At 47.2% G+C, this 24,446-nt stretch carries 19 protein-coding genes and 1 tRNA gene; 10 read left to right on the top strand and 10 right to left on the bottom strand.

Translation table 11 applies throughout. The features are described 5' to 3' along the window. Positions 1–196: 196 nt before the first annotated feature. A complete protein-coding gene (gene nifJ, locus ACH3Y6_RS02165) occupies positions 197–3,772 on the bottom strand; it encodes a pyruvate:ferredoxin (flavodoxin) oxidoreductase (protein ID WP_490833925.1) in 3,576 nt (1,191 codons plus the stop codon). A 240-nt stretch (positions 3,773–4,012) separates the two neighbouring features. Here nifJ and ACH3Y6_RS02160 point away from each other — a divergent pair, with 240 nt between their 5' ends. Next, on the top strand, positions 4,013–4,843 hold the full coding sequence (locus tag ACH3Y6_RS02160; RefSeq protein WP_490833924.1) for a hypothetical protein: 831 nt from the start codon (positions 4,013–4,015) through the stop codon (positions 4,841–4,843). A 9-nt stretch (positions 4,844–4,852) separates the two neighbouring features. Here the strand turns inward: ACH3Y6_RS02160 and ACH3Y6_RS02155 are convergent, their stop codons facing one another. Next, positions 4,853–5,695, bottom strand: a complete 843-nt coding sequence (locus ACH3Y6_RS02155; RefSeq protein WP_490833923.1) for a hypothetical protein — start codon at positions 5,693–5,695, stop codon at positions 4,853–4,855. A gap of 75 nt (positions 5,696–5,770) precedes the next feature. After that, a complete protein-coding gene (locus ACH3Y6_RS02150) occupies positions 5,771–6,364 on the bottom strand; it encodes a hypothetical protein (RefSeq protein ID WP_490833922.1) in 594 nt (197 codons plus the stop codon). A 246-nt stretch (positions 6,365–6,610) separates the two neighbouring features. Between ACH3Y6_RS02150 and ACH3Y6_RS02145 the strand changes: the two genes are divergently transcribed. Beyond that, a complete protein-coding gene (locus tag ACH3Y6_RS02145) occupies positions 6,611–7,357 on the top strand; it encodes a hypothetical protein (RefSeq protein WP_490833921.1) in 747 nt (248 codons plus the stop codon). Positions 7,358–7,391: 34 nt separating this feature from the next. On the opposite strand, the gene ACH3Y6_RS02140 is transcribed toward ACH3Y6_RS02145, so the two are convergent. Beyond that, positions 7,392–9,749 (bottom strand): ATP-dependent helicase, encoded by a 2,358-nt coding sequence (locus ACH3Y6_RS02140; protein WP_490833920.1) that lies wholly within the window; start codon positions 9,747–9,749, stop codon positions 7,392–7,394. 288 nt (positions 9,750–10,037) lie between these two features. On the opposite strand from ACH3Y6_RS02140, the gene ACH3Y6_RS02135 reads away from it, so the two are divergent. Together ACH3Y6_RS02135 and ACH3Y6_RS02130 are read left to right on the top strand one after the other, a co-directional pair. Then, positions 10,038–10,108 (top strand) — tRNA-Cys (locus ACH3Y6_RS02135). 207 nt (positions 10,109–10,315) lie between these two features. After that, positions 10,316–11,065 carry a murein L,D-transpeptidase catalytic domain family protein gene (locus tag ACH3Y6_RS02130; protein WP_490833919.1) on the top strand — a complete coding sequence of 250 codons (750 nt, stop codon included), beginning with the start codon at positions 10,316–10,318 and terminating at the stop codon, positions 11,063–11,065. A gap of 312 nt (positions 11,066–11,377) precedes the next feature. Here ACH3Y6_RS02130 and ACH3Y6_RS02125 read toward each other — a convergent pair whose 3' ends face one another. Beyond that, positions 11,378–13,786, bottom strand: a complete 2,409-nt coding sequence (locus tag ACH3Y6_RS02125) for an ATP-binding protein (RefSeq protein ID WP_490833918.1) — start codon at positions 13,784–13,786, stop codon at positions 11,378–11,380. A 107-nt stretch (positions 13,787–13,893) separates the two neighbouring features. On the opposite strand from ACH3Y6_RS02125, the gene ACH3Y6_RS02120 reads away from it, so the two are divergent. After that, positions 13,894–14,757, top strand: a complete 864-nt coding sequence (locus tag ACH3Y6_RS02120) for a serine hydrolase (protein WP_490833917.1) — start codon at positions 13,894–13,896, stop codon at positions 14,755–14,757. Positions 14,758–14,770: 13 nt separating this feature from the next. Here the strand turns inward: ACH3Y6_RS02120 and ACH3Y6_RS02115 are convergent, their stop codons facing one another. From ACH3Y6_RS02115 to ACH3Y6_RS02100, 4 genes are read right to left on the bottom strand one after another with little or no spacing between them, the layout of a single operon-like run. Next, complete coding sequence (locus ACH3Y6_RS02115) at positions 14,771–15,409, bottom strand: response regulator (RefSeq protein WP_490833916.1); 639 nt, start codon at positions 15,407–15,409, stop codon at positions 14,771–14,773. Next, a complete protein-coding gene (locus tag ACH3Y6_RS02110) occupies positions 15,406–16,188 on the bottom strand; it encodes a sensor histidine kinase (protein WP_490833915.1) in 783 nt (260 codons plus the stop codon). Before ACH3Y6_RS02110 ends, ACH3Y6_RS02115 begins: the two co-directional genes overlap by 4 nt. Beyond that, positions 16,164–16,823: a hypothetical protein gene (locus tag ACH3Y6_RS02105; RefSeq protein ID WP_490833914.1), complete on the bottom strand. Its 660-nt coding sequence runs from the start codon at positions 16,821–16,823 to the stop codon at positions 16,164–16,166. The genes ACH3Y6_RS02110 and ACH3Y6_RS02105 overlap by 25 nt, the downstream gene beginning before the upstream one ends. A gap of 45 nt (positions 16,824–16,868) precedes the next feature. Then, on the bottom strand, positions 16,869–17,147 hold the full coding sequence (locus tag ACH3Y6_RS02100) for a hypothetical protein (protein ID WP_490833913.1): 279 nt from the start codon (positions 17,145–17,147) through the stop codon (positions 16,869–16,871). 208 nt (positions 17,148–17,355) lie between these two features. Here ACH3Y6_RS02100 and ACH3Y6_RS02095 point away from each other — a divergent pair, with 208 nt between their 5' ends. Continuing rightward, complete coding sequence (locus tag ACH3Y6_RS02095) at positions 17,356–18,366, top strand: patatin-like phospholipase family protein (RefSeq protein WP_490833912.1); 1,011 nt, start codon at positions 17,356–17,358, stop codon at positions 18,364–18,366. Between the two features lie 65 nt (positions 18,367–18,431). Next, the gene (locus ACH3Y6_RS02090; protein ID WP_490833911.1) at positions 18,432–19,730 is read left to right on the top strand and encodes an MFS transporter; all 1,299 of its coding nucleotides are present in this window, start codon (positions 18,432–18,434) and stop codon (positions 19,728–19,730) included. 3 nt (positions 19,731–19,733) lie between these two features. Here ACH3Y6_RS02090 and feoB read toward each other — a convergent pair whose 3' ends face one another. Next, positions 19,734–21,848, bottom strand: a complete 2,115-nt coding sequence (gene feoB / locus ACH3Y6_RS02085) for a ferrous iron transport protein B (protein WP_490833910.1) — start codon at positions 21,846–21,848, stop codon at positions 19,734–19,736. A 139-nt stretch (positions 21,849–21,987) separates the two neighbouring features. On the opposite strand from feoB, the gene ACH3Y6_RS02080 reads away from it, so the two are divergent. From ACH3Y6_RS02080 to ACH3Y6_RS02070, 3 genes are all read left to right on the top strand, one after another. Further along, positions 21,988–23,631 (top strand): M28 family peptidase, encoded by a 1,644-nt coding sequence (locus ACH3Y6_RS02080; RefSeq protein ID WP_490833909.1) that lies wholly within the window; start codon positions 21,988–21,990, stop codon positions 23,629–23,631. Positions 23,632–23,737: 106 nt separating this feature from the next. Then, positions 23,738–24,172: an IPExxxVDY family protein gene (locus ACH3Y6_RS02075; protein ID WP_490833908.1), complete on the top strand. Its 435-nt coding sequence runs from the start codon at positions 23,738–23,740 to the stop codon at positions 24,170–24,172. Between the two features lie 24 nt (positions 24,173–24,196). Continuing rightward, on the top strand, positions 24,197–24,439 hold the full coding sequence (locus ACH3Y6_RS02070; protein WP_490833907.1) for a 4a-hydroxytetrahydrobiopterin dehydratase: 243 nt from the start codon (positions 24,197–24,199) through the stop codon (positions 24,437–24,439). Positions 24,440–24,446: the final 7 nt, after the last annotated feature.

The following is a 24,446-nucleotide window of genomic DNA, read 5'->3' as shown; positions in this document are numbered from 1 at the left end:
TTACCCGGAAAAAAATACCATGGAAAAGAAATTCATACAACTGATGGACCGCTTTTTCACATTTCTCCTGCTGATCTCTGGCGAGGAGGATTATGAAACTGTTTCCATCAGTCATATCCTGTAATGTTCTGCTTGTTATCCAATAAAAAGGGGAACCTCTTTTCGAGATCCCCCTTGGGTTGGTAAGTATGCAAGCTTATAAGTTTCGTAGTGCCAGTATTTTCTCCCAACGATGACGGATGCCTTCATTGGCCAGGGCCAGGAACTCACCCGCTTTCTCGGGATCATTGTTCTTAATAGTGGCAAACCGGTTCTCATGATAGAGGAACTCATCCAGTGCAACAGAAGGATCTTTGCTGTCAAGCACAAATCGTTGTCCCTGTTCTTTTAATGGATTGTAACGGAACAGTGGCCAGTAACCGGTTTTCACGGCCAGGTCCTGCTGGTCTAATCCATGGCACATATCGTATCCGTGTGCAATACAGTGGCTATAGGCAATGATGATGGATGGACCAGGATAGGCTTCTGCTTCCAGAATGGTCTTCAGTGCATGAACATCGTTGGCACCCATGGCGATCTCAGCCACATAGGCAGATCCATGTGCGATGGCCTGCATGGCCAGGTCCTTTTTACCGGTTGTTTTTCCCTTGATAGAGAACTTAGCACTGGCACCGATCGGTGAAGATTTCGATTTCTGTCCGCCGGTATTGGAATACACTTCTGTATCCAGGACCAGGATGTTCACATTTTCGCCGGTTGACAATACGTGATCCAGTCCGCTGAATCCGATATCATAGGCCCAGCCATCTCCACCCACGATCCACATGGATTTGTGTTCGAGGAAGTCGGCTACCTGGTATAATAATTCCGCTTCTTCTTTCTGTATCTCTTTCAAACGGCTTTTCAGGGCTGTCACGTTCTTACGTTGCTGTATCACTTCTGCTTCGTTGCCCTCTACGTTGTTCAGAATGGCGTCGGTCAGTTCACCGCCCACTTCTTCGCGTAGGGTTTTCAGCAGTGAGAGCGCATAGTTGCGTTTCATATCGGTAGCCAGCTTGATACCCAGACCGAATTCAGCATTGTCTTCAAAGAGTGAGTTGGCCCAGGCTGGTCCGTGTCCCTCTGCATTTTTGCTCCAGGGGGTAGTGGGCAGGTTACCGCCGAAGATAGAGGAGCAGCCGGTTGCATTGGCAACGATCATCCTGTCGCCAAACAGCTGGGTCAGCAGTTTCAGGTAAGGTGTTTCACCACATCCGCTGCAGGCGCCGGAGAATTCGAACAGGGGCTCCAGTAACTGTGAACCTTTTACGGTACCGCGGTTCACACGGGTTCTGTCGATATCTGGCAGACCGATAAAGAAATCCCAGTTTTGTTTCTCAGTCTCTTTTAATGGCAGCACATCCTGCATGTTGATGGCTTTGTGACCTGGCTCTGTCTTGCTCTCGATCGGGCAGGCTTCCACACAAAGGTTACAGCCGGTACAGTCTTCTACAGCTACCTGTAAAGTGTAAGATTCAGTGTCTTTAAAGAACTCCTTACCCACCGGTGCAGTATGTTTGAAGAAGTCCGGTGCATTGGCCAAGAGGTCGTTGTTGTAGACTTTCGGACGGATGGCAGCGTGCGGACAAACAAAGAAACATTTACCACACTGTGAGCAGATGCTGGGATCCCACACCGGAACCTGGTCGGCAATATTCCTTTTTTCGTAGCGGGTGGTTGCGGATGGATATACACCATCAGCTGGGAATGCGCTTACAGGCAAACTATCTCCTTCTCCTGCAATGATCCTGGCCAATACCTGCTGTACAAACTCAGGCGCTTTACCGGAAATAGCAGGCTCACTCTCCTTGGTACCGATGCTGTAGTGAGAATAATCCACCAATGACAGGTTCTCAAGCGTTTTATCGACGGCCTCATAGTTCTTCTGCACCACTGCATCACCTTTTCTGCCATAGGTCTTTTTAATGGCCTTTTTGATATAACTGATGGCTTCGTCTTTCGGCATCACATTGGAAATGGCAAAGAAGCAGGTCTGCAGGATCGAATTGATCCTGGAACCCATGCCGGTTTCCTTGGCTACTTTCGAAGCATTGATCACATATAGTTTCAGTTCTTTCTCCTTGATCTCTTCCTGGATATTGCGTGGCAGGTTAAACCATACATCTTCTGTGGGGTATGGGGCATTGAGCAGGAATGTTGCCCCATGTTGTGCATCTTTCAGGATATCGTATTTCTGCAGGTACTGGAAGTGGTGACAGGCCACAAAGTTGGCGGAATTGATCAGGTATGTGGAACGGATGGGCTGTTCGCTGAAACGCAGGTGCGAAACAGTGAGCGAACCGGATTTTTTAGAATCATACACAAAATAGCCCTGTACGTGGTTCTGAGTCACATCGCCCACGATCTTGATGGTGTTCTTGTTGGCACTAACGGTACCATCGGCCCCCAGGCCAAAGAACAGTCCGCGGAACAGGTGCTGGTCTTCCAGTGAGAAGGTTTTGTCGTATTTGAGACTGGTATGCGTAACATCGTCCTCGATACCGATGGTGAAACCGTTTTTAGGTTTATCTTTTTTCAGCTCATCGAAGATGGCTTTTACCATACCGGCATTGAATTCTTTGGATGCCAGTCCGTAACGGCCGCCGATCACAGCAGGCATTTTACCCTGCCAGCCGGCATGCAGTGCGTTGATGACGTCCATATACAAAGGCTCGCCAATAGCGCCGGTTTCTTTGCAACGGTCCAGTACCGCAATGTTCTTAACACTCAATGGAATGGCATTGATAAAGTGTTTTACGGAGAATGGACGGAACAGGTGTACATGCAGGTAACCGGTTTTTTCTCCGGTGCTGTTCAGGTAATCTACGGTCTCGTGTACGGCACCGGTAGCAGAACCCATGAGAATGATGATGTTCTCTGCTTCGGGATGTCCATAGTATTCGAACAGTTTGTAGGAACGACCGGTCAGTTTTTCGAACTGCTGCATGGTGTTTTCCACGATCTCGGGTACTTTCCAGTGAAACTGGTTACAGGCTTCACGGCTCTGGAAATACACGTCCGGATTCTGGGCGGTACCACGTATGGAAGGATTTTCGGGGTTCAGTGCACGACTGCGGTGGCGGGCCACGGCATCGTTATCGATCATCTGGGTAATGATGCTGTCGGGGATGATCTCCACTTCATTCAGTTCATGTGAAGTGCGGAACCCGTCAAAAATATTCAGGAAGGGGATGCTTGAACGCAGGGTGGATGCGGTGGCGATCATGGCCATATCGTGTGCCTGTTGCGGACTGTTGCCGAATAACATGGCAAAACCGGTGGCACGTACGGCCATCACATCGCTATGGTCTCCAAAAATGGAGAGGGCATGTGTGGCCAGCGACCTGGCGGCAATATGAAATACGGTAGGGGTCAGTTCACCCGCGATCTTGTACATATTGGGGATCATCAGCAGGAGACCCTGTGAACAGGTAAAGGTGGAAGCCAGTGCCCCGCCCTGTAAGGCGCCGTGAATGGCGCCGGCAGCGCCTGCCTCACTCTGCATTTCTATGACTTTGGGAACTTCCCCGAAAATATTCTGTCTGTTATCACTGCTCCACTCATCAGCAAATTCGCCCATGGCAGAGGAAGGGGTAATGGGATAGATGGCACATACTTCGCTGGTCTTGTAAGCGATGTGGACTGCAGCCTCGTTACCATCTATGATAGCAAGGTTGGCTTTTTTCAGTGGGGTTTTACCGGCAGACTTGCCCCGGGCAACGGTTGTTTCCATGGCGTGAGATTTTGGGTATTTTGAAAGCACCAAATTACCCTTAGTGCCAGGCGTAAAATATGACCAATGTCAGCCCGGAATATGATTTATATAGGATTTAGGCCAAAAAGGCGCTCATTTTATCAGTAGCATTACCGTTTCTTATTCATTTATATCGTTTTATCACAGAAAATAACGGCTCATGTAAATCCGCGGTGGTTACGGAGCTTACCTTATTAATATTGTATCAAATCCGTATGCATGAAAAACCAGGGCAGGCTGATATGTTTATTGGGCATGATGGCCGTTACCATGACCGCGACCGCACAAAAAGGCCTGAGTGGCCTGATCGAAGCTGAACGGGCTTTTGCCCGATTCACCGAATCCCATAGCATACGGGATGGGTTCCTGAAATTCATGGATACTGCCGGTTTGATCTTTCAAAAGGGAGAGCCCCTGCATGCGCACCAGGTATACCAGCGGCAGAAAGCCGGTCCGGGTTTGTTAAGCTGGGCGCCCGATTTTGCCGTGGTAAGTGCTTCGGGTGATATGGGTGTAACTTCAGGTCCATATATCATGCGGGCGAAATCCCTGACGGATACACCGCTAGCAAGAGGCTATTTTTCTTCCATCTGGCGGATCAATGCGCTTGGCGAATGGAAAAACCTGGCCGATCTGGGAACGGCTTCCGCAACCGCGGAGTTGCCGGTGAAGAACCTGGTCTCATTCAGTATACCCAACCAGCCCCTGACCGATCCCAGTTATGCCTCCATTCTTTTGCTGGATAACATGCTGAATACGGCCATTACCGGTAGGGACAGCCGACAGTTGGAAAAATTCCTTACGGCAGAAAGCCGGATGAACCTTGAAGGGCATGCACCGGCCTCAGGGCAAAAAAACATCATGGGACTGTTATTACAGGCACCGGATCAGTTACAGTTGGCGGCTATCGGCGGAGACATCTCTTCGGCCGGCGATTTTGCCTATACCTATGGGGTGGTCACCAACGGTACCCGGAAAGAAAACTATCTCCGCGCCTGGGTGTACCGGCGGAAAGAATGGAAGCTGATACTTCAGACGATCAAATGGTAAATAACGGGATCAGAGTTTTACACCTACACTCAGGGTCACATAAAACAACTCTTTTCCTCTTTCAGACAGGTCCGGGCGTCCGGCAACCGTGATCAGGTTCTGGGGAACGGTATAAGAAGGAGTGACCGATGCATTGAATTTACCCGAAACAAAAACAACCGGAACTGAGATCTCGTAGGAAAGCAGGTTGAATTGGGTCACTTTCTGTGTAGTCTGCTGCGAGATGGGAATACCCAACACGTTCCTTTTTGCCAGGTAGGTATTGGAAAACTGTTGAGTGCCGAAATAGGCATATACGGAAGGATTGATGGCGAAAGCTGCATTGGTCATACCCTTGTTGAACAGGAAAAGGTGATCAATGCCCAGCGTGGCACCCACGTCGGTCTGGTTACTGAATTTCAGGTCAAGCCCGGTATTGATATTCACGATCTGTGAGAGGTAATTGAGGTTGATCCCCGTTTGTGATCGTAAGGCAGATTGCACCAGCGTGCTTTTGTCTTTGTACAGGAACTGTGTATAAAACAGGTTACCTGAAAAATGCGGGGTTTCGCGAAAACGATAACCCGCTTCAATAGTAGTACCGGTATAGCTGAGTGGAAGGGTTTTATTCTGAACAAAGATAAAATTACCCTGTGCATACAAACCCACTGCCGATTGAAACCCGATAGTCGGGAAGAACCCACTGCTGGTGAGACTGTCTGTTCTGCCAAAATAATGCAGGGCAGACTGGTAATTCACAGAAGCGCTGAGTTCGTTTTTCCGGGTATTGTCTGTATTCCCTTCCTGCGCAGCAGAAAACAGGGGTAAGAGCAATAGCAAAAAAAGACTGGGTGTTCGATGATTTGTTTTCATATGCATGGCATTTAAACAGCTGCCGGAACTATCTATTGAAACGGGATCGGATATTGGATTGCTAAAACGGGACGATTACTGTTTGCCTGCCTTTACTGAACCGCTGGTTTTGGCTTCTGCACTGGCTTTAACAGAAGGTTTTACTGATTTTACTTTTTCTTTTGCTTTACCTTCTGTTTTTTCAGCAGCTTCTTTTGTTTTTTCAACTTTTTCTTTTGCCTGTTCAGACTGCTCTTTCAGAGACTCTTTTGCTTCACTCATCGGAAGTTTGGCATTGGCATTGGCATGTACTTCAGCCTCGGAAACAGATTGTGCACGTACCAGACCTCTTTCTTCACCGCCTGCATTACTATGAAGGTTTGCTTCATCGCTGTGTTTCACTCCGGCGTCTGCCTTTGCATTGACACTGGTATTGCTGGCGGCCTTATCTGCAGCTTTTAATGATGCGGCAGATGCCTGTTTTGCTGCTCCGGTAGTGGCTTTTACGGCGTTACCTGCAGCAACGGTGGCACGGTTGGTGGCATTAACCGCTGCGGTAGTGGCTTTAGTAGCATTGGCAGTGGCTTTTACAGCCGCACCGGCATTGGTTTTCACGGCTACCTGTGCATGAGCGGCCTGGAATAACAGAACAGAGGCCAGCAGAGCTGAGGATTTCATTAGTGTTTTCATAGTTGTTGTTTTTTGGTTAAGGATGCTTTTCGAACAATGAAATCCAAATACTGTGCCAACAGGAATAACGACACAAATAAAAATGTATAAGATGCTGATAATAAAAAATTTAAGAAACGCTAAAATCTTTCCGACCATTCTTACGCATAATCCTCCTTTCATCATACATACATATTTGTGCGATAGGGAACATATGAGGCGCAAGAGATATTTGCACTTAAAAAAATGACACGCGTAATGAATCCTGTGCGATTGTTAGCCGGATTATTGTTTTTCGCAGTAGCCTGCACAAAAGACCCTGTAATACATCCTTCAACACCGGCAAATGTCATCAGTAAACTGGAAAAAGATGGTGATAGCTGGGAAGTTTCCTACAACCCGGATGGTTCCATCCAACACCTTACCCGGCGGCTGGCAGACAGCTCTGTGATGGCACGTTATGATTTTGTATATGCCAACGGGAAACTGTTTGAAGTGAATGCTGGTGGTAAATGGAGGTATTATTATAACGGAGATCAACTGACACAGATAGAAACCTTTAACAACCAGGGTGTATTGCGGTATCGTTCAGTGTTTGTATATACAGAGGGCAAAATAACCGAGCGGACCAACTATTATGCCAATACACCTGTGCCCCTACGGCCACTTAACCGTATCCGGTATATGTACAATACAGACGGTAACGTGGTGGTAAAACAGCATTTTGATTATGTCAATAACGACTGGAGAAAAACGGAAGAGATTCATATGCTTGCTTACGATGATCGCCCAAATACCTATGAACACCTGGAGACCTTTCCATATTTACCTGCCAACCTGCTTTCTGTGAACAATCCTTTGCGCGAGGAATATGTTGGCGTGGATGGTCAGTCCTATGGATCTGCTGTGTATGAATACCAGTACAATGCAGTGGGCAAACCTGCCTGGCGCAGGATTACCTATGCATATACGGGTTTCCCCGATACGCATTCGGAAGCGAGGTTTCATTATTGACACCAGGGTTGTTTACAGGTAACCGATGTTCTGTTTATTGAATGATCCGCAGTTTGGCGTAGTTGAGCATGATCTTTTTTTCGCCATTCAGTTTAAAGTGAATGGTAGCAACAGGATTATGGGCTGAACCTTCTACTTTGATGACGGTACCGAACCCGAATTTCTGGTGTTCTACTTCCTGCCCGGCTTGTAACTGGCTGGTATCACTGGCTACAAAATCAGCCGAAGGTCTGTGTTCCACTACTTTATTGACGGGCGGGTTAATGGGCAGGTATTCTGGTTTCTGGTTTCTGCTTTCTGGTTTTTTCGAAGGCGGCGGACCGTATCTTTTTTCAGCGCTGGCTGCAGAATCACCGAAGCCAAACCCACGTTGCATACGTTCATAACCACTGCCCCATTCTGCACCAAGGTTTCTGGCGCCGCCGCCGGCATAACTTTTATCGATATACTGCTCCGGCATTTCTTCAATAAAACGGCTGGGTTCATTTTGTACCAGTTGGCCAAAACGGTAACGGGTATTGGCATAGGTCAGCCACAACCGCTGTTTGGCACGGGTAATGGCCACATAGAACAAACGACGCTCTTCTTCCAGCTCTTCACGGGTGTTGATGCTCATGGCGTTGGGGAAAAGCATTTCTTCGATGCCTGCCACAAATACGCAGCTAAATTCAAGTCCCTTGGCAGCATGTATGGTCATCAGTTTTACCACATCGCTGTTTTCTTTATCGTCATCGGCATCTGTGAGCAGCGTGATCTGCTGCAGATAGGCACCCATGGTTTTGTCGCCCAGTTCCCCATCGTCATTACTGGGACTTTCTGTCCACTCCTTGATAGAGTTGAGCAGCTCTTGTATGTTCTCGTAACGCGCCAGACCTTCGGTGGTCTTATCGCTGAATAATTCCTTTACGATATTGGTGTGTTTGCCAACCTGTACCGCTACATCATATGCATTCTTATCGGTAAGCATACTTTGGAAATAGCGTATCATGGTCACAAAATTTTGCAGGGTCTCCAGGGTGCCTGCACGGAAGCCGAATTCAGCTGCACGTGTCAGCACTTCGAACATGGGAATGTTGTGTTCGTTGGCAAAGATCACACATTTCTCCACGGTGGTTTTGCCAATGCCACGGGCCGGGTAATTGATAATCCGTTTTAACGCTTCCTCATCTTTGGTATTGACGATCACGCGCAGGTAGGCCAGGAAATCCTTGATCTCTTTCCGCTGGTAGAAGCTGACGCCACCGTAAATACGGTAGGCAATACCCATCCGGCGCAGGCTTTCTTCAAAAGAACGGCTCTGGGCATTGGTACGGTATAGTATGGCAAATTCGCGGTTATAATAATGATTGCGGAGTTTTTGTTCCTGGATGGTATCGGCAACGAATTTACCTTCATCGTTATCCGTCATGGTGCGTACCAGGCAGATCTTTTCTCCTATGCTATTCTCGGTCCAGAGGTTTTTGGGGATCTGGCCTTTGTTATTGCTGATGACCCCATTGGCCACGTTCAGGATACTCTGGCTGCTGCGATAGTTCTGTTCCAGTTTCACCACTTTCACATCATCATAATCTTTCTGAAACTGCAGGATGTTCTCAATGGTGGCACCACGGAAACTGTAAATGCTCTGTGCATCATCCCCCACCACGCAGATATTCTCGTGCGCGGCAGCCAGTAGTTTGGCTATCTGGTACTGTACGGCATTGGTATCCTGGTACTCATCTATCAATATGTATTTGAACTTGTGCTGAAATTTGTACAGGGCTTCCGGAAAATTCTTGAGCAGTTCGTACATTTTCAGCAACAGATCGTCAAAATCCATCGCTCCGTTTTTGAAACAGCGGCTGGCGTAGGCAGCATAGATCTGTGCAATGGCCGGTCGGTTGGCACGCATATCTTCCTGCTGTATATAATAGTCTACCGCATATTCCGCCGGACTCACCAGTGCGTTTTTGGCAGATGAGATGCGGTTGTGTACTACACTGGGCTTATAGTGTTTATCATCCAGGTTCAGTTCATTGATTACGGTCTTGATCACGGAACGGCTGTCGTCGGTGTCGTAAATGGTAAAATTGCTCGGATAACCCAATCGGTGCGCTTCGCCGCGCAGAATACGCGCAAATACGCTGTGGAAAGTGCCGATATAGAGGTTGCGGGCATCAGAATTACCCAATATCTTCTCTACCCGCTCCTTCATTTCGGCAGCAGCTTTGTTGGTGAAGGTCAGTGCGAGTATATTGAATGCGTCTACCCCGTTCGCCATCAGATGGGCAATACGGGTAGTGAGTACTTTGGTCTTTCCACTGCCTGCTCCGGCAATGATCATCAATGGGCCGTTAATATGCGTAACCGCTTCCATTTGCGGTTCGTTCAATCCCTCCAGGTATGCTTGCATGGCTGCAAGATACTATGGAACCTGCTTGCATACAAACAGGCAGACAGGTTATCAAGGGTATTTTGCTGACAGTTTGTTGCCAAAGAGGAGATATATAGTGCAAAGGCTATCAATGCCTTTGTTTTCGAAAGCCGAAAATAAACAAATTATATAGTCTATTAATTTGATAGACTAATAAAATTATTGTACCTTTGCATGGCGAACATAAGATCTTATTAGTATGAGTGAAGCCGTTATACCGTTTCTGAACGGTATGGCGGCTTTAACCAAATAAGCCTCTTTTGAGAGGGCCACGTGGCCGAGCGGTTAGGCGCAGGTCTGCAAAACCTTTTACGGCAGTTCGATCCTGCCCATGGCCTCACGTATATTGATGTTCTTTTATATGGCAAGCAATCGTAACGGGGCTGTATGTCTATATGGCCCCTTTTTTCTGAAAACCCTGTTAAAGCGGAGCCGCTTGTTTCACCCGGTTGCAGATATTCCGTAATTTTGCACGCAACCATTACCAACCAACGCTTTTCGGCAGTTTTTACTGGATTTTACTGTAAACCCCCCAATTAACCGATATGAAAGTATTCAGGCAAAGGAAATGGCATACCCCGATATGGGTAGCAGCAGTATTGTTTGTGATGATGACATTGAGTTTTACTGTTCCGGCTCCGAACCCTCCGGCAACAGCATCCAGGGAGCTCAGCTCCCGTCCCACGTTGGTAACAGCGAAAATGGAATTATATGAGCGTCTGAATCTGGCGTCGCTGGGTCTTTCGCACGAAGCGTTTGTGTACGGCCTTACGGGCTTTCATAATCTGCTCAGCAGTGGCAAAGTGGTAAAGGACAATATCCTTTCGATCGTGGATTTCAGTCTGCCCTCCAGCAAAAAAAGGTTGTTCGTGATTGATCTGGAAGCTGGCGAGTTGCTGTTTCACACGTACACGTCGCATGGACGCAACTCTGGTCAGATACTTCCTACACAATTCTCCAATAAGGCCAACAGCAATAAGAGCAGTCTGGGTTTCTATATTACCGGTGATACTTACCAGGGTAAACACGGCGAATCGCTGCGTTTGCTGGGAGAAGAGGATGGCATTAACGACAATGCCCTGAAAAGAGGTATTGTGATGCATAGTGCTACGTATGTTGATGAAGATATCATCAGAAGCCAGGGTTTTATCGGGCGTAGCCAGGGTTGTCCGGCACTACCTAAAAATGTCTATAAGCAGGTGATCGGTACTATCAAAGACGGTACCTGTCTGTTTATTTACAGTCCCGACAAATACTACAAGACCCACTCACGGTTGCTCCGGGAGCTGGTATAATTTTATTACATGAATGGCTGAATGATGATATGCTGCGGCATTTGTATGTTTAAAATGCCGCAGCATATTAGATAATATACGTGCACACCCTTTTTCAATAGTACTATCACCGTAAATCACTGGCATTCTTAGAAATTTCTTGATACTTTCTGGGAAGCTGATTTTAGTAGTTTGTAGAAGTGTAACCCCAAGATTTCTCCGATGCGCTTTATCTCAATACAGGTTATATGTATCTGATTCACCTGGAAATATCTTTGTCCCGCAATTGGTAAACATCGGTTTTCTATAAGAACAGACGCTTGTCTGCTACTGTCATTTTTTATCACCTGACCTGTGAATATATGTGTGATGAAGGATGATGCGATACAATTCATCGGGCACAAAAGGTTTTACCACAATATCATCAATACCACTGCTGGTGATCCTGTCTTCCACTTCCCTTGGCAGGCTGGCTGTAAGTGCGATGATCGGAATACGTACGCCACGTTCGCGCAGTATGCGGGTGGCTTCATAACCGTCCATTACCGGCATGTGCATATCCATCAGGATGAGTTTGTGTTTGGAAAGGTCCAGCTTGTTCAGTGCTTCCTGCCCATTCATGGCAACATCGATCGATGCACCCCAACGTTCGAGAAATGTTTTAGCAACGAGTATGTTCACTTCATTGTCTTCTACAAGCAGTACAGACATACCAGCAAGTGGTTTACTTTCTTCGGTGGGAGTGGTTTTTTTCTTCGCTTCTGTTTTCTTTTCGGTGTTCACCAGCTTCGGGAAGGTCTGGGTAAAATAAAATACGGATCCTTTTCCCTGTTCGCTGGTGAGGTGCAGTTCGGTTCCCTGTAAGGCCAGCAGCTTTTTGCAGATGGCCAGCCCAAGTCCGGTTCCACCGAAATTTCGGGAGGTGGATGTGTCTGCCTGTGTGAACTGTTCAAAAATAATCTTTTGTTTTTCCTGTGCGATGCCGATACCGGTATCTTCCACACTCACCAGCAAAGTGATCGTGGAGGGGCTCTGACCCATTACTTTGATATCCAGTAGCACATACCCTTTTCTGGTGAACTTGATGGCATTGTTAACGAGGTTGGTGATCACCTGTCCGACCCGGGTGGGATCGCCCAGTACCTTATGCTGCAGGGCGGGATCGATTTGTAACCTGAGTTCGATACCCTTGTCCTCTGCAGAACTACGGAGGCCGGAGATGATATTCTTCACCACGTTCGGGATATCGGTCTCAATCATTTCAAAATTCACTTTTCCGGCCTCTATCTTATTATAATCAAGTATATCATTTACGATCGCCAGCAGGTTATTGGCCGAAAATAACAGTACATTCAGCTGCTCTTTCTGTTCGGTACGAGGGTTATCGCGAAGGATCAGGTGGGTCATGCCCAGGATGGAGTTCAGCGGTGTCCGGATTTCGTGCGACATGGTTGACAGGAATTCGTTCTTTGCCTTCAACCCCTGCTCGGCCGCCTCCTTGGCCTGTTTCAATGTGGAAGCAAACCGGAAAGACAATATCAGCGATTGCAGGAAGAAGAAACTGATATACCCTATAAACAGGATGCTTTTATGAGGCGCTACAATACCGAAATACTGAAGATTGATCACCACAAAGACCACCAGTACAACAGCAGTGCTTACTAATGCGTATTCAGCTCCAAGCCTTTTGTTACGCATAGCTTTCACGTACACATAAAAGGCATAAGCGATCACCCCAAACATCAAAACCAGGAACGGGTTGATAAGATAGGTGAACACAGCAGGCGGGAACAGAATTACGATGGCAGATAAACTCAGTCCCAGCCCTACTTCAATCCGTGTTGTCAGTTTGCCCGATTCTTCGGGATACAGGTATCGCGTATACAAACTGAAAAAGACCAGGCTGATAAAAAGGCTGAGGTATTCAATATGCGTGGTGATACTCCAGGGTATTTCAGGCAAAAGTGTATGCAGCACATAACTGCGGGAACCGATCATCCGGTAACTGTATACCATACAGAACAGGGCAAAATACAGGATCGATTTATCGTGCTGGCCAAACAGGAATAACCCGAAAAAGAACAATCCGCCCATGAACAGGCAGCCGGTCAGTAACAGGTCAAAAGCCATGTCTGTATCGCGTTCATAAAACAGCGCATCTTTGCTACCAATAACAATTTCTTTGTACGGCCCACCTTTTGAATGCCAGAAATTGGCTATCTGCAATACCAGTTGAATCGTGTCTGGGCCTGACGGGAGCTCAACGGTATGCTCCATCCATTTCGGGACCGCTTTCTCTTCCAACGAATCGGGTGTGCCCGAATAACAGAGTAAAGTGCCATTCACAAACAGCCGATAGGAACAATACGTATCGGGTACCTGTAATGCCAGTTGCCTGTTCTGTTTTGGTAACAGAACGGTGGCTGTATAAGTAGCATAACCATCGGCACTCAGTTTTGCATTGTTGATAATAGTATTGTTGAACAATTTAGGGAACGTAACATATACCGGCGCCTGTTTCGTTGTTGTACCGGGCGTGAGTAACTGCTTCCAGTACATTCCCCACTCTCCTCCCAACGGAACGGATTCCTTCTGCAGATCAATGCTGCGCAGATCAATAATGCCCTTTATGGCTTTGGGATATTTCTCCTTTTGGCTATAGAGATGGTTGGATAACCCCAGGCAAGCCAATAGCATTGCCAGAACAAACAAAGGATGACAGGATGGTTTTTTCCGGAGCATGGATTGGCAGATATGATAAAACAATACCCGTTGAAAACAAGGGGAGAAAACGGGGCGGCTTCTTATAGCAAAAAAAAGCTAATTTCAATATCCTGCAATCAATTCGTATGAAACAATACCTGATTTTTTTTCTTTTGTTCGCCTCGGTACAAACGGGATTTTCGCAGAAAACTGACAAGCACTTGCAGAAAAAGCTGTCGGAAATGGTTGGTGATTTTCGGGGAACGCTGGGTATATATGTGCATGATCTCTCTTCTAACCGCGTGGCAGCACTGCAGGCCGATACTGTTTTTCCCACTGCCAGTATGGTAAAATTGCCCATACTGGCTGGCATTATGCAGAAAATAGACAAGGGTGAAATGCAGTATCACCAGGTACTTACGTACAGGGATTCGCTGTTGTATGCAGGAGAAGATATCCTGGGGTCATTCAAAACCGGGGAGAAGATTGAATTGAGTAAGGTAATATTACTCATGCTGAGCACCAGCGATAATACGGCCAGCCTTTGGTTACAGAGCCTTGCCGGTACTGGCACCGTCATTAACCGACTGATGGATAGCCTGGGATTGCGGGATACCCGTGTCAACAGCCGTACACCCGGAAGAGAGCCCAACCGCTTACAATATGGCTGGGGACAAACCACACCCCGGGAAATGGCGGGCCTGATGGAATTGATTGTGAGCAAACAGGTAATCAGTCAGGCTGCCAGTGAAAAAATGCTCCGTTTGCTGAGCAGGAATTATTGGGATGAGGAGGCCATTTCACAAATACCTTCGGATGTGTTCATCGCCAGTAAAAACGGGGCGGTAGATGCGAGCCGCAGCGAAGTGCTGTATGTGAATGGTAAAAAAGCCAGGTATATTTTCTGTATAGCTACCAAAAACAACAGTGATACCAGCTGGAAAAGCACCAACGAAGCCTGGGAGCTGACCCGTAAGATATCCCGCTTTTTATGGGAATACTATCAGTAAAATGAACCAGGGGCTACTGCAGCGTCACCAACCCTTTTTTGATGGCTTCCATGGCAAGTCCCACACGGCTCTGCACTTTCAGTTTGCCAAAAAGTGATTCACGGTAGCCATCAATGGTGCGTTCGCTCAGGCACATCAATGCTGCAATCTCTTTGTAGGTAAGATCGGAGCAGGCATGCTGCAGGAATAGCTTTTCTTTTTCTGTAATGACCACCGCATCCTGCTCAGACTGCAACAACCGACGGAAATTGATATTGCTTGCATCAGCGTTGTAAAAACCGTTTGTATTGATTTCCTGCAGTGCTTTTTCCAGCTCATCGGGATGGGTTTCCTTCAGGAGATAGGCGCAGCATCCTGCTTTGATCATGTCAATGATGACCATATCATCATCATTCATCGAAAGTGCCACGAGTTTCATCTTCGGGTATTTTTTGCTGAGCCACCTGGCAGTTTCAATGCCGTTCATGACGGGCATGTTTACATCAATCAGCATGATGGCCGGTGTGGGGGCTCCCTGTTCCAGTTTTTGCTGCAGTTCTTTCCCGTGTAAAGCTTCCAGTACCACATCATAAACGGCAAAACTTTTCAACATCAGTCCCAACGACTTCAGGAACAACTGGTGATCATCTACAATTCCGATAGGTGTTTTCATTGGTTGGTTGGATTTATGGGTAGCTGTATGGTAAACTGGGTACCCTTATTGATAGAGGAAACCAACTGAACGCTTCCACCCAGTAGTCCGGTCCTGTGCTTGATATTCAGAAGACCTACGCTCTTGGTAATGGCCGCTTCATCAAAACCGATACCATCATCCCCGATGAAGATGGTTAGCTGTTGATTATTTTCTTTGATCTTGATCTCGATATTCCTGGCAAAAGCATGTTTGATGGCATTCTGCAGGATTTCCTGTACAATGCGAAAAAGGATGATCTGCTCTGTGGCTTTCATAGAAATGTTTTCGGGCCGGTACAGGTGTATCTGCAGGCTCTTGGCTGCATTAATGCGGTTGATCTCTGCTTCCAGGTTCTCCATGAAATTGAATTGCTGTAACCATTCCTTGTTAAGCGATTTTGAAAGTGCACGAACTTCGGCAATGGCTTTGCCCAAGCTGTCATCGGCCATATTCAGGGTTTCAGAGGGTTCAGGCAAAGCACGTTGTGTAATACCGATCAGCAGTTTGGTGCTGTTGAGTAATTGTCCAACATTATCATGGATCTCATTGCTAAGCTGGTTCAGTGTTTCTTCCTGTGTTTCCAGCTTTGAACGGAGTAACTGGTTCTCAAAATCGGCTTCCATACTTTCTTTTTCCTTCAGATGCTTCAGGTCTCTTTTGAGGTAGGCCACCACCAGCATGACAATAAATAAGGTAATCAGCAGGAGAATACTCGATGCAGCCAGAATGATACTTATGTTTTCTGATAATTTTTGCATGTGAGGCCGTAGATCGAATAAATACAGAAAATGGTTAAGAGCAGGTTATGAAACCGCCAGAGAATACCGATAACCTCAGCTTCGCGTACAATGAGGTACTTGTATGAGATAAATATAAAAAAACTACCCGTATAGTAGGTAAAAACACCGATGGCCGACCAAAAAAAGGCGCTGTCGGTCACAGCGCCCGAATACTGTTTATCCTTTACCAGGCGCCAGTAGAAAAAGATCAGGCAATAAGCGGTGATAATAAAACTGGCCGAAGCGGATATGATGCTGTTATAGGTTTCAATACCATCCCCGTTGGCAATGGAGTAAGTGGCAAAAGCGAGAAAGAGCAGTGAAGTGAACGGAAATATTTTTCTGATCAGCGGTATCCCCAGTTCATAGAAAAGAATCGACAGCACAAGAAACGACAGGATAATATTTAACAGGTACACTGAGTAGTTGGTGATGTGCATTTTTTCCAGAACGGTAGCCGTTACATTGGTGATCAGCTGGATGCTGATAAAATAAAAGATATACAGGAGTTCCTTTGACAGCCTGTTTTGTGTCAAAATCCTGATAAAGACCAGTAGTGCCAGCAAGGGAGCGCCGATATCTATATAGTTCAGTATGGTAATAATGGTTTTCAAAAATTTGCAGCTGATTCAGTGATAAAATGTTTGAACATCAAGGATTTACTCTGTACAGCCGGGCGGGTAGGGGCAACCGTTAATGGTTTCTTCACCAGTGGGTACCGATGTTTTCAGTTGGGTAGTATCTGTATTTTGTTGGTTTTCTCCCAGGTCGGGCCTGGCTTTGATACGGGTTACATTCACATAATGATCGGCACCCTTGGGTTTTTCCCTGACGATCTGTTGCGATATGATGATACCTTTTGCTGTAGGGTTGTCGGCCAGCAATCGGGCCATTTCTTCGGCTTTGAAATAAAATTCAATCCTGCATTCGTGCGGCATAATAATTGGGTTTGGTTGTCTGAGGATAAAGAACCCCAAATATTCAAAAAAAAACGGCATTAAATAACCGGGCTTTTTCTTGATGGCATACGGGAAAATTCCCGTTACGGATAGGGGAAATGGCTCCTTGTGTTTATCGGGGTTTGTCCGCATATTTGGATCAGTATAAAACCGGCTCATCAGCTAACGTCATTTTAATATCCATCCTATGTCAACCTTTAACATCCTTGCCATCGATGGCGGTGGCCTGCGGGGTATTGTTCCCCTTGCCATCCTGCAGACAATTGAGTCTATCACAGGCAAAAAAGTCCAGGAAACTTTCGACCTGTTTGCCGGTACTTCTACCGGTGGACTGATTGCCTGCTGTCTTACCCTGCGCGATGAACAGGATCCATCGCAACCCAAATATTCATTACAACAGGTGGCAGATATCTATACCAACTATGGCAGTATTATTTTTCCGGCACGATCGGGGTTGAATAAACTACTGCACAGGTTGATCAGTTTAGTGGCACCGGCGTATGGTCCGGAAGGACTTGATAAGGCATTGCGTTGTTTTGTAGGTGAACAAACCATTCTGGAGGCGCTCCGGCCGGTGTTGGTACCCACGTATGACCTTAGCAGTAACCAGCCTGTTTTTTTCAAGTCAAGTGAAGCTTCCGACGATCCAACGGCCAATGCTAAAGTGTATGATGTGTGCAGGGCTACTTCTGCGGCACCCACCTACCTGCCGGCCTATTCATTCATACATAAAGAGAAACTGCTTACGGGGATCGATGGCGGCGTGTATGTTAACAATCCATCTATGGCAGCCCTTGCAGAAGTTAGCCGGTATGGCGATACCGGATTTTATCATAAAAAGGATGGAAACAAAGTTGCGTACGATGATATCCGCATTCTTTCACTGGGTACCGGTAGTTATGAAGGAACCATCACCCGGGAGCAGGCCATTAGCTGGGGCCAACTGCAATGGATCACCCGTATCACTGATATCATGATGAAAGGGGTGAACAAAAGCACCCACTATGAAGCATGCGAAATGCTGGATATGGGAAAATACCTGCGCTTATCCATCAATATACAGGATGAGCAGTACTCGGATATGGCCGATTCTTCTGCCGGTACGCGGCAATATCTTTTACAGCAGGTGAAGGAACAGGTAACCCATCATCCGCAGCAGGTAGAGAAACTAACACAGTTCCTGGCAGGTATAAGCTGATAATTTTACTGATTGCCCTGTTAATAAGATAAGTATCTTGACAGCTGTTTAGAATTGTTTCTTTTATGCAGAAGACCAAGCGTAAACATTCGGGCAGCCGTATCAGAGCCATCGTAAGCGGATCAGTGGGGAACCTGGTTGAATGGTACGACTGGTACGCATATGCAGCATTCTCACTTTATTTTGCGCCGGTATTTTTTCCAGGTAAGGATGCTACGGCCAATCTGCTACAGACCGCTGGCATATTCGCGGTGGGTTTTCTGATGCGCCCCATTGGCGGATGGTTGTTCGGCAGCCTGGCCGACCGGAAAGGAAGAAAATGGGCGATGACTTTATCCGTGCTTATTATGTCGCTGGGTTCCCTGATGATTGCTTTAACGCCCTCTTACGAACAGATCGGTATCCTGGCGCCGGTATTGTTGTTGGTGGCCAGGTTGCTGCAAGGACTGAGCGTGGGTGGCGAATACGGTACTGCAGCCACTTACCTGAGTGAAATGGCTGGTAAAGGCAGACGGGGTTTTTATTCCAGCTTCCAATATGTGACACTGATCGGCGGGCAGCTGGTGGCTTTAGGAATACAATTGGTGCTGCAACATCTTTTTCTTACCAATGAACAGATGCATAGCTGGGGCTGGCGGATTCCCTTTTTTATCGGGGCTGCCCTTTCGCTGATCGCTTTTTACCTGCGGCGTACCATGGAAGAGACCGAGGCATTTGAAAAAAGTAAACATGCTTCCAACGAACAGAAGGGAACCCTGTGGGAATTGTTACACCATCCACATGCGGTAGCCACCGTTGTAGGATTGACCATGGGCGGTACGCTTGCCTTTTATACCTACACCACGTATATGCAGAAATTCCTGGTGAATACAGTACACCTGAGCAAAGCGGAATCTACGCAGTTAACGTTTTTGTCATTACTGATCTATGCAATGCTGCAACCGTTTTTTGGTGCCCTGTCTGATAAAATCGGCCGCAGGCCCCTGCTGATCGGTTTTGGTGTTCTGGGAACCGTGCTTACCGTACCCATACTTACCACGCTCAGTCATACCACCGATAAACTGGACATATTTCTGCTCATGCTATTACCATTGCTGATTGTGAGCGGGTATACATCTATTAATGCAGTGGTAAAAGCAGAGCTGTTCCCCGCAAAGATCCGTGCACTGGGAGTGGGTTTTCCGTATTCTGTTACGGTGGCCCTATTTGGGGGTACTGCAGAATACCTGGCGCTCTGGTTCAAGAATAATGGTAATGAAACGGGGTATTATTGGTATACTACGGCCTGCATCTTTGTTTCTTTGCTGGTATATATTTTTATGAAAGATACCCGGAATACCTCGTTGATAGAGAAAGGAGCGTAACGATTAACTGAACACCTGGTAAACGATCAGGCTTAATACATAAGCGAGTCCGGTCATATACACGAACTGGAACACTGGCCATTTCCAGGAGCGGGTCTCACGTTTTACCACGGCCAGCGTACTCATACACTGCATGGCAAATACATAGAAGATCATAAGCGAAAAAGCAGCGGGTAGCGTGTATACCTTGGTGCCGTCTGCATGACGGGCCGCATCCATTTTCTGACGCAGGGAGGTGTCGTCGGTCTCTTCCACACTGTATAAAGTGGCCATGGTTCCCACAAATACTTCCCTCGCAGCAAAAGAAGTGATCAGGGCGATGCCGATCTTCCAGTCGTAGCCCAACGGGGTGATCACAGGTTCGATGCTTTTACCCAGGATACCGGCATAGGAGTTCTGCAGTTTTTCAGAAGACAGATGTTTTTCAAGTGAGTCTTTCTGTGCAGGATACTGCTGTGCGAGTACGGCATATTTCTCCTCCACTTTCTGCATTCGGTCACCTGGTCCGTACGAACTCAGGAACCAGAGCAGCAGGCTGATGATCATGATGATTTTTCCTGCATCGAATACGAATATCCTGGCTTTCTCTACCATGGTAATGCCCACGTTTTTCCAGCGGGGTGCCCGGTAGATGGGCAGTTCCAGAATAAAAAAGCTTTTTTCCTTGATCTTGATGAACCATTTCATCACATAACTTACAATGAGAGCCATCACAGTTCCCATCAGGTATAAAGCCATCATCACAAGTCCCTGCACACTCAGGAAGCCGAAATAATACTTGTCGTCCACTACCAGGGATATCAAAATGGTATACACCGGCAAACGCGCGCTGCAGCTCATCAGCGGTGTGATTAATATGGTGAGCAGACGTTCTTTCTTATTTTCAATGTTACGGGCGCTCATGATGGCGGGTACGGCACAGGCAAAACCGCTGATCATGGGCATCACGCTTTTTCCGTTAAGTCCCACTTTGCGCATGAGCTTATCGCTGAGGAAACTGATACGGGCCATGTACCCTGTATCTTCCAGTATCGTGATCAGTCCGAACAGGATCATGATCTGGGGTATGAATACCACGATACCGCTTAACCCGGCTACCAGTCCATTAATGAACAGATCGCTCCACCAGGTTTGTGGTAAATGCTGGTTCAGCCAGCTGGAAGTTTGGGTAAACAGCCATTCAATCCCATCCATCGGGAACTGTGCCAGCCAGAAGATACTCTGGAACAGTAAAAACAATACAACGAGCAGGATCAGGTAACCCCAGGTCTGGTGCAGTAACAGGTTATCCAGTTTGTCGGAGAACATTTTTTTCTCCATAGGTCCCGGTTCCACCACATGTTTCTGCATGATCTGCCTGATCCGGGTATACCGCTGCATGATCTCTTCTGCCTGTGTTTTGGTGGGATTGAACCGGTTATCGATCTCTATTTGTTCCACAATTTCCTGCTCCTGGTCGGTCAAAGGAAAGTTCTCATGATTGATCAGGTAATGGATGCCGGCATAATCACTTAATTGGGGAAACAGTTGCTGTACACTTTCCACAGCGGCAGGGGCCAGCTTGCGAGTGTCCATGAAATCACGGTTCTGTGTACCCGGCGCCATTCGGGAAACCTGTACGAGCACTTTCTTTACTTCGTTGAGGCCTTTGTTCTTTCTTGGGTTTACAGCCACGATGGGAATGCCCAGTTCGGCCTGTAAGCCGTTGATGTCGATCACGATGTCCTTTTTGGCGGCGATATCGGTCATGGTCAGCACCATCACCACCGGTATCTTCAGGTCAATGATCTGTGAACAGAAGAGCAGGTTCCTTTTCAGATTACTGGCATCTGCCACCAGCAGCACGATGTCGGGCCTGATCTCGCTATCGGCGCCCATCAATACCTTGTAAGCAACCCACTCATCTCCCCGGCGGGGATACAGGCTATAGGTACCGGGCAGGTCGATCAGTTCGGCCTCCAGTCCTTCTTCCAGTGTAAGATGCCCGGTTTTTTTATCAACCGTAACCCCCGGAAAATTTCCTACTTTCTGGTTCAGACCAGTTAAAGCATTGAACAGCGAAGTTTTTCCGCTATTGGGGTTTCCTACGAGGGCAATATGTAAACCGGGTTTCGACAAATTCGCTAAATGCTTGCAAAAGTAGCCGCAAACGGCAGGGATAAGTTACGAGATTGGGAACAGAATCTTACTGATTTTATGATCTGCCGGCAGTAACACCATATCATCCACTTATTTTTGCGGCATAAATGAACTCTGTATGAAAAAATTACTGCTGGTACTGGTACTGCTACCTGTGTTTTCGTTGGCCCAAAGCAAAAGAAAAAAACGCCTTGCCGAGGAAAAAGCCAATGCAGAACTGGTGACCAACCTGTCGGCTCATGTACAATACCTGGCAGATGATAAACTGGAAGGCAGAAGGGCTGGATCTCCGGGAGAAGAACTGGCCATGCAATATATCATTGACCAGTATACCCGCCTGGGACTTGAACCCAAAGGAAACAAAGGATATATACAGGAGTTCCCGGTAGAAGAAGGCCGCCAGGTGGCAGCCGGTTCTTTCCTTACCGTGGAAGGTAAAACACTGGAACTGGCCAGAGAATACCAACCCCTCGCTTTCAGCGCATCCGCCAGCATCAAAGGGAGTCCTGCCATGGCGCTCAGCGAAGCCAAACAACCCTGGTTCAAAGACCTGAAAGACCTGCTGGAAGAAAATAAGAACAACCCGCATTTTGAGATCAACGAGGAGATCAAAAAATTGGCCGACAAAGTAGCGGCCAAGGGTGCTACGGCCCTGTTCCTGTATAACAGTTCAACGATCACTGATAATGTCCGTTATAATAAGAATGATAAAAGCCAGCCGGTTAAGATCCCGGTAATTTATATCACCAGGGAAGGGTATGAAAAACATTTCTCAGATCATTCGGCCACACTGGAAATGGAACTGGTGCTAAGTTTCACTGAAAAAACACGCACTGCCCGCAACCTCGTGGGTTTTATCAATAACCATGCGACCACTACGGTGATCCTGGGAGCCCATTATGATCACCTGGGTTATGGGGAAGATAAAACAGCACTTGACACAGGATATGTGATCCATAATGGCGCCGATGACAATGCCAGCGGCACTGCTGCCCTGATAGAACTGGCCAGTATGCTGAAGAAAAAAGCACCTGCAAATAACAATTATCTTATCCTCCATTTTTCAGGAGAAGAACTGGGCCTGCTTGGAAGTAAATACTGGCTGGAGAACCCGACCACCACGATCACACCTAATTATATGATCAACATGGATATGGTGGGACGGTACGACACCTCACACAAGCTGACAATTGGCGGATACGGCACTTCCCCGGTTTGGGGAGAGTTGCTGCCGACCATGCACCATAACCTGCTGGTAAAATTCGACAGTACCGGAAGCGGTCCCAGCGACCATGCTGCCTTTTACCGGAAAGACATGCCGGTGCTGTTCTTTTTCACCGGCAGTCACAGCGATTACCACAAAGCCACCGACGATTGGGACAAGATCAATTACACCACTCAGCGTGATATTGTGAAACTGGTATACCAGATCATCGAAACAGCCGACAGCAAAGGCAAACTGCCCTTTACCAAAACGCGTGATGCACAAACAGGCCGCAGCAGCGGCTTTAAAGTGAGCCTGGGGGTAATACCCGATTATGGTTTTACCGGAACCGGCATGCGGATTGATGGGGTTAGTCCGGGTAAACTGGCCGAGAAACTGGGCCTGCAGGCAGGAGATATACTTTTGCAGTTGGGAGAGTTTAGTTTTGTAGACGTGAACAGTTATATGCAATCTCTTGGTAAATTCAACAAGGGCGATAAAACCCGGCTGAAGATCAAAAGAGGCAACGAAGAAAAAACATTCGACATCGTATTTTAAATCACCTCTCTGCGTAACCTCTCCGCTCTCCCCGGCTCTGCGGTGAACAGTCTTCACGCATTGTTGGTGATAACGCTGAGCCACGCAAAGGACAATACAGTTTTATATGCGTCTTCGCCTGAATGTAGATGAACTGAATGATGACTTCTTTGAAGACACCCGTTTACTGGGCATAACCGCCCCGGTGAAGAACTACCAGTTCTGTCTGCAACTGAATAACCAGCTGGGATACGATTTCAGGCTGAATAACGATATCGAGATCCACCTGCGCAAAAAGGAGCGCAGTTATTATTTTTCCGTGTACCAGTCGATAGAACCCAACAGTTTCCTGGTACATTACCTGTACCACAACCAGTTCGACGGCGAGTACCTGTTACCCGAATTCAAACACATGGATTTTTTATGGCTGATGAAAGGAGATCTGGTGGATGATGAAAAATGCGACTGGATCAAACAATCCGTCAAGAACATCAACGGGGTACAATTGGTGGCCGAGCTTACCAACGAGCAGATCAGGAACAAGGGGAATATGGTATTTTAATGCGACACAGCTAAATCACTTCATATGTGGACAGAAGAGAACGATACGCTCTACAGAAAATTCGTGTTCAGCGATTTTTCTGAGGCATTTGCTTTCATGACCCGGGTGGCGATCGAAGCCGAAAAAGCCGATCATCATCCCCGCTGGACCAATGTATGGAACACGGTGGAGATCTGGCTCAACACCCATGATGCGGGCAATATCGTTACTGAAAAAGACCGCGCACTGGCCCGTAAAATAGATGGCCTGCTGCCACTCAATCATTAAAAGAGCC

The organism is Sediminibacterium sp. FW305-C-269 (assembly GCF_058231045.1).
Note: the sequence above shows the minus strand (reverse complement) of the source record. Positions and strands in the feature narration are given on the sequence as shown.

Excerpts from the sequence above, each read along its gene's own strand:
- ACH3Y6_RS02115 (WP_490833916.1), bottom strand. The coding sequence starts at position 15,409 with ATGAAAACACCTATCGGAATTGTAGATGATCACCAGTTGTTCCTGAAG.
- ACH3Y6_RS02155 (WP_490833923.1), bottom strand. The coding sequence starts at position 5,695 with ATGAAAACAAATCATCGAACACCCAGTCTTTTTTTGCTATTGCTCTTA.
- ACH3Y6_RS02140 (WP_490833920.1), bottom strand. The coding sequence starts at position 9,749 with ATGCAAGCATACCTGGAGGGATTGAACGAACCGCAAATGGAAGCGGTT.
- ACH3Y6_RS02120 (WP_490833917.1), top strand. The coding sequence starts at position 13,894 with ATGAAACAATACCTGATTTTTTTTCTTTTGTTCGCCTCGGTACAAACG.
- ACH3Y6_RS02070 (WP_490833907.1), top strand. The coding sequence starts at position 24,197 with ATGTGGACAGAAGAGAACGATACGCTCTACAGAAAATTCGTGTTCAGC.
- ACH3Y6_RS02095 (WP_490833912.1), top strand. The coding sequence starts at position 17,356 with ATGTCAACCTTTAACATCCTTGCCATCGATGGCGGTGGCCTGCGGGGT.
- ACH3Y6_RS02080 (WP_490833909.1), top strand. The coding sequence starts at position 21,988 with ATGAAAAAATTACTGCTGGTACTGGTACTGCTACCTGTGTTTTCGTTG.
- ACH3Y6_RS02100 (WP_490833913.1), bottom strand. The coding sequence starts at position 17,147 with ATGCCGCACGAATGCAGGATTGAATTTTATTTCAAAGCCGAAGAAATG.
- ACH3Y6_RS02125 (WP_490833918.1), bottom strand. The coding sequence starts at position 13,786 with ATGCTCCGGAAAAAACCATCCTGTCATCCTTTGTTTGTTCTGGCAATG.
- ACH3Y6_RS02075 (WP_490833908.1), top strand. The coding sequence starts at position 23,738 with ATGCGTCTTCGCCTGAATGTAGATGAACTGAATGATGACTTCTTTGAA.
- nifJ (WP_490833925.1), bottom strand. The coding sequence starts at position 3,772 with ATGGAAACAACCGTTGCCCGGGGCAAGTCTGCCGGTAAAACCCCACTG.
- ACH3Y6_RS02150 (WP_490833922.1), bottom strand. The coding sequence starts at position 6,364 with ATGAAAACACTAATGAAATCCTCAGCTCTGCTGGCCTCTGTTCTGTTA.
- ACH3Y6_RS02110 (WP_490833915.1), bottom strand. The coding sequence starts at position 16,188 with ATGCAAAAATTATCAGAAAACATAAGTATCATTCTGGCTGCATCGAGT.
- ACH3Y6_RS02090 (WP_490833911.1), top strand. The coding sequence starts at position 18,432 with ATGCAGAAGACCAAGCGTAAACATTCGGGCAGCCGTATCAGAGCCATC.
- ACH3Y6_RS02130 (WP_490833919.1), top strand. The coding sequence starts at position 10,316 with ATGAAAGTATTCAGGCAAAGGAAATGGCATACCCCGATATGGGTAGCA.
- ACH3Y6_RS02160 (WP_490833924.1), top strand. The coding sequence starts at position 4,013 with ATGAAAAACCAGGGCAGGCTGATATGTTTATTGGGCATGATGGCCGTT.